Below are 4,965 nucleotides of genomic sequence, written 5' to 3'. Positions count from 1 at the left end.
CATATGAGCAGAAAACGCAGCAATCACCCGCTAAGGGCTTTAAGATTACGCCGCAGTTCTTGCATTCGTAGAAGTGAACGCAAGCGTCGGTCGGCATCGTTTCCACAGACTGATGGCCGCACTCTGGGCAAGTAAGGGTGCTCTCAAGCTTCATTGCCACTCCCATGCATTGCACCAAGCGTAGTGGAGGTCAGGGTCTGATGCGACAAACGCGGCGTCAAATTTCAAACTGAGCCACTACCCTGAGCAGTCTGGCTAGCGCTGTTAGGCCCTTTTCGCTATTCTCGTACAGCGCCGCGCGCCCTTTTTGGCCGCGCAAAGTTTGAAGGTCATGGACGGAAGGACGCTTCTCATACTCGGCCTTGGCATAGTCGCCCTGCTGATCCTGGGATTCTGCGCAATACCATCGTGATGTTCGAGCAGGCCCTGGTCTGCAACGTCTTCAATGCAGCAATTACAGTTCGGCCATATCGATCCGGCGGGTTTCCATTATGCCGTCAACCTCCGGCTGACATGAACGCTCGCGTTGCGATGGTGTCGGCAAGCAGTATGGCAAAGATCGCGAAAAGATAAAAAATCGAGAAGGCAAACAGCGCCTTTGCAGGCTTCATCTCCTTGTCGGGAACCACCAGAACCTTCCAGGCGTGCCAGATGAACCCCGCGCCCAATGCGGCCGAGGCAATTCCATAGAACCCGCTCGCGAATCCGAACGCCCAGGGCAGCACGCCGATCGGCGCCAGCAGCAGTGAATAGGCGAACATCTGTTTTCTGGTCGAGGCCTGACCGGCAACGTTCGGCATCATCGGGATGCCGGCAGCGGCGTAGTCGCCGACCTTGAACAGCGCGAGGGCCCAGAAATGCGGCGGCGTCCACAGAAAGATGATCAGAAACAGGATGACGCTTTCAGCGCTGACGGCGCCGGTTGCGGCCGCCCAGCCAATGACAGGAGGAAGGGCACCCGCCGCGCCGCCGATGACGATGTTCTGCGGCGTCGAGCGCTTCAGCCACATCGTATAGATGACGACGTAGAAGAAGATGGTGAAGGCCAGCAGCGATGCGGCAAGCCAGTCCACAAGCACGCCGAGCGTCATGACCGAAAGCGCGGAGAGCACCAGGCCGAAGCCGAGAGCTTCACCCGGCGTGACGCGGCCCGACGGAACAGGCCGCTTTGACGTGCGCGACATCAGCGCGTCGATGTCCGCGTCGTACCACATGTTGAGGGCCCCGGCCGCTCCTGCGCCGATCGCGATCGCACCGATTGCAATCACGGCGATGACCGGGTTCATCGCGCCAGGCGCCGCCATCAGGCCAACGAAGGCGGTGAATACGGCAAGCGCCATGACCCGCGGCTTCAAAAGCGCGAAGAAATCACCCGCCGTCGCTTCCGAGAGACGGATGCCGGTGTCCTTGAGGCGGTTTTCCCTAGTCGACATCTCGGACCGATGGATGCGCGCGGGCGAGCCAGGTCACTTGGAGAACGTTTTCAGATAAGCAATGACGTTGGCCACGTCTGCATCGTTCTTGAGGCCGGGAAACGCCATCTTGGTCCCTTTGACCATGGCCTTGGGATCGTGAAGATAGGTGGTCAGTGTTGGTTCGTCCCATTTGACGCCGGATTTGCCGGCCGCGATCATGGCATCGGAATATTTGAAATCCGGATGCGTCCCGGCGACGCGGCCGATGACGCCATGCAGCGATGGACCGATCTTGTTCTTGTCCTCGTCTGCTACGTGGCAGACCTTGCATTTGGTGAAGACCTTCTCGCCAGCCGCAGCATCCTGAGCCTGCGATGGATTGGCAACGAAGGTTGCAACAGACACGACGGCGAAAAACGCGACCAAACGCATGACTTTTCCTCCCTGATCGTACAAATGTGCCTGAGATAATCTGCGCATACCGGGGCCACCAGCAACGCGCCTTGCACGGCAGAACAGATTATCGGATTCTCCCCCAAATGGAATTGCGGCACCTATGTACCACGGATTCTGGCCGGCGGGTAGAAGAGGTCGGCTGCGCAAAGGTTTAGGTCGTCTGCAGCGGCTCAGGGTACGTGCGTGTTGCAGCTGCCGGCAACCTGGCTGACGGCTTCATCGAACCCCGCGAGGTCAAAATCGGCCTCCCCTCTCCCCGACAGCAACCCGAACCGCCAGGAAAGCTGGAGCCGGTTTGCGGCGCCGAGCCGTTTGATGCCGTCGGCGCCGTCGCGCATCAGCCTGCGTCCGCGCGGCCCGACCGACCAGCTTTCATCGAACTTGCCGCCCTGGTCGAGCGTGACCGACACAGTGATCTTCCGGCTGGCCGAGACGGTGTCGTTCAGTTGCAGCCATTCGGTCCAGCGCGGTTCGCTGTCTGCCCGGCAACCAATGGTCAGGATCGGGCTGTAGCTCAACGCGCCGCCGCCTGTGATCAGCTTGTTGGTGGCATAGAGCGATGCCGTGACGAGACCGTCCTCGGCCGTTTCGAACCGCCAATTGTCAAGCACCGTATCGGCGCGGGCAATGCCGCAGACCGAAACGAGGACCAGCGCCATTGCCGAGGCGTGTCCCACTTCGACGAACAGTCTCAACGCGCGTCTCCGACGACCCAAGCGGCTTGCGATAGAAGATAATCATCAAAGCTTCGTATCACCACTGGCCACCACCCGCGAAGCGTTCCGGCTGTTGCAGCTTAGCAACGAAAAAGGCCGCCTCAAAGGGCGGCCTTCGTCGGTTCTACGGAGCGCCGGGCTTATTCGGCGTCCTTGGCGGCCTTCTTCTTCGGCGCGGCCTTCTTCTTGGGCTCTTCCGCGTCGTCGGCCTTCTTGTCGTCAGCCTTCTTGGCCGCGGCCTTCTTCGCCGGCTTCGCCTTGACGGCGGTGTCGGTCTCCTCGTCGTCGGCCATCAGCTCTTCCTTGCTGACCTTAACATCGGTGACCGAGATCTGGCCGAGCAGATGGTCGACCACCTTCTCCTCGAACATCGGCGCCCGCAGCGTGTTCAACGCTTCCGGGTTGCTGCGGTAGAACTCGAAGACTTCCTGCTGCTGGTTGGCCGGATAGCGCCGGACCTGCTCGAACAGGCCGCGCTGCAGCTCCTCGTCCGACACCGTGACGCCGGCCTTCTCGCCGATTTCAGCCAGCACCAGGCCAAGACGCACGCGGCGCTCGGCAAGACGCAGATATTCGGCACGTGCCTCTTCTTCCGTCGTCTCTTCGTCGGCGAAGGTGCGGCCGGCCGCTTCCAGGTCGCGATTGACCTGGGCCCAGATGTTGTTGAACTCGGCGTCGACGAGCTTCGACGGCGCCTCGAACGAATAGGACGCGTCGAGCTGGTCGAGCAGCTGGCGCTTGACCTTCTGGCGCGTCATGGCGCCGAACTGGTTTTCGATCTGGCCACGCACGACGTCGCGCAGGCGCTCCAGCGATTCCAGGCCAAGGTTCTTGGCGGTCTCGTCGTTGATTTCCAGTTCGCCGGGCTGGGACACTTCCTTGACGGTGACGTCGAAGGTCGCTTCCTTGCCGGCAAGATGCGCCGCCTGGTAGTTTTCCGGGAAGGTTACGGTGATCTGTTTTTCGTCACCGGCCTTGGCGCCGACCAGCTGATCCTCGAAGCCCGGGATGAACTCCTTCGAGCCCAGCACCAGCGGCTGATCGGTGCCGGCGCCGCCATTGAAGGCCTCGCCGTCGATCTTGCCGACATAGTCGATGGTGACGCGGTCGCCATTGGCGGCCTTGCCGCTCTTCGGCTCGTAGCTGCGTGCCGATTCGGCAACGCGCTGGACCTGCTCGTCGATCTCGGTGTCCGGCACGTCGAACACCTGGCGCGTCACCTTGATGTCGGAGAAATCCTTGATCTCGATCGCCGGAATGATCTCGTAGTTGAGGCGGAACTCGAAGTCGGCGCCGCCGGCCAGGATCTTCTCGGCCTCCTTCTCGTCCTCGGTCATGATGACTTCGGGCTGCATGGCAGCTTTTTCGCCACGCCCGGTAATGATCGTGCGGGTCGAATCATTGAGGATTTCGTTGACCACTTCGGCCATGAACGACTTGCCGTAGACCTTGCGCAGGTGCTGCACCGGCACCTTGCCGGGGCGGAAGCCGTTGATGCGGACCTTGTTCCTGGCGTCCGAAAGCCGCGCCATCAGCTTGGCTTCCATGTCACCGGCCGGCACGGTGACCTTGATCTCGCGCTTGAGACCGGAGTTGAGTGTTTCGGTGACCTGCATCGTAAAACCTTTGTTTTCACCAATGAGACTGCCACGGCCTCTGCCGCTCACAGCCTGCCGGTATAATCTTGCCGGGAATGGCTTTTGGTACGGAACCTGGCGATTTGACCGAAAATACGGCTCAAACTCTTCCAAACTGCGTTCCAAAATGTGAATAAGTTCTTGTTTTTCCTACTTCTTATCACATTTTGCAGAAGCGGATCGTCGCGTCCCGTCACATTCGACACGCCTTTTGTCACAGGCGGGGCTATTTTTCAACCATCTTCGCATTTCGGCGAACAACCAACATTTTGGCCCCGACCCGACCTTGTTCCTGACCCCAACACTTGTTCCCGACATTGACAGAATGATGGCTACATGGGATTGCCGGTCCATGCGGATGTGGCGGAACTGGTAGACGCCCTGGATTTAGGTTCCAGTGCCGAAAGGCGTGGGGGTTCGAGTCCCTTCATCCGCACCAATTTTATCGCCAATGACCGCTCCGAATGAAATCCAACTTTCAAAGAAGGCTCTTGAAATAGGTTGTTGACAGGTTCTTACTTGCAGCAGGCAGGTTGGGGCTCTGTCGGGCTGTGCGTGTAGCTTCTCTAGTTCTGGCGGTAGGGTCACTTGTCGCGGCAGCAACATGTAAGGTTGAGGCCCTAGAATACACGCCTGTTTCGTCTCCAGGGCAGCAGCCGTTTCTTGTTGTTTCCGGCGAGTTCAACGACAATGAACCCCTGAACGCTTTTAGTAACGCGGTTGTGAGCAGCGGGGCCAGGA

Annotated in this window: 5 protein-coding genes and 1 tRNA gene; 1 reads left to right on the top strand and 5 read right to left on the bottom strand. The window is 59.7% G+C overall.

The genetic code is table 11. The annotated features are described in order from the left end of the window. From AC1D0I_RS32075 to tig, 5 genes are all read right to left on the bottom strand, one after another. Window positions 1-154 (bottom strand): GDCCVxC domain-containing (seleno)protein (locus AC1D0I_RS32075; RefSeq protein WP_477400118.1); only part of this gene is annotated, 154 nt, incomplete at its 3' end. 343 nt (window positions 155-497) lie between these two features. After that, complete coding sequence (locus AC1D0I_RS32070) at window positions 498-1,433, bottom strand: heme o synthase (protein WP_477400117.1); 936 nt, start codon at window positions 1,431-1,433, stop codon at window positions 498-500. Between the two features lie 33 nt (window positions 1,434-1,466). Continuing rightward, on the bottom strand, window positions 1,467-1,847 hold the full coding sequence (locus tag AC1D0I_RS32065) for a c-type cytochrome (RefSeq protein ID WP_184873768.1): 381 nt from the start codon (window positions 1,845-1,847) through the stop codon (window positions 1,467-1,469). A 194-nt stretch (window positions 1,848-2,041) separates the two neighbouring features. Beyond that, on the bottom strand, window positions 2,042-2,566 hold the full coding sequence (locus AC1D0I_RS32060) for a hypothetical protein (RefSeq protein ID WP_477400116.1): 525 nt from the start codon (window positions 2,564-2,566) through the stop codon (window positions 2,042-2,044). 161 nt (window positions 2,567-2,727) lie between these two features. Continuing rightward, on the bottom strand, window positions 2,728-4,203 hold the full coding sequence (gene tig / locus AC1D0I_RS32055) for a trigger factor (protein WP_477400115.1): 1,476 nt from the start codon (window positions 4,201-4,203) through the stop codon (window positions 2,728-2,730). A gap of 375 nt (window positions 4,204-4,578) precedes the next feature. Between tig and AC1D0I_RS32050 the strand changes: the two genes are divergently transcribed. Beyond that, window positions 4,579-4,663: transfer RNA gene (locus AC1D0I_RS32050), tRNA-Leu, on the top strand. Window positions 4,664-4,965: the final 302 nt, after the last annotated feature.

The organism is Mesorhizobium sp. P2_D1, assembly GCF_056404455.1.
Note: the sequence above shows the minus strand (reverse complement) of the source record. Positions and strands in the feature narration are given on the sequence as shown.

Coding starts and splice junctions, on each gene's coding strand:
- AC1D0I_RS32070 (WP_477400117.1), bottom strand. CDS start 1,433: ATGTCGACTAGGGAAAACCGCCTCAAGGACACCGGCATCCGTCTCTCG.
- AC1D0I_RS32065 (WP_184873768.1), bottom strand. CDS start 1,847: ATGCGTTTGGTCGCGTTTTTCGCCGTCGTGTCTGTTGCAACCTTCGTT.
- tig (WP_477400115.1), bottom strand. CDS start 4,203: ATGCAGGTCACCGAAACACTCAACTCCGGTCTCAAGCGCGAGATCAAG.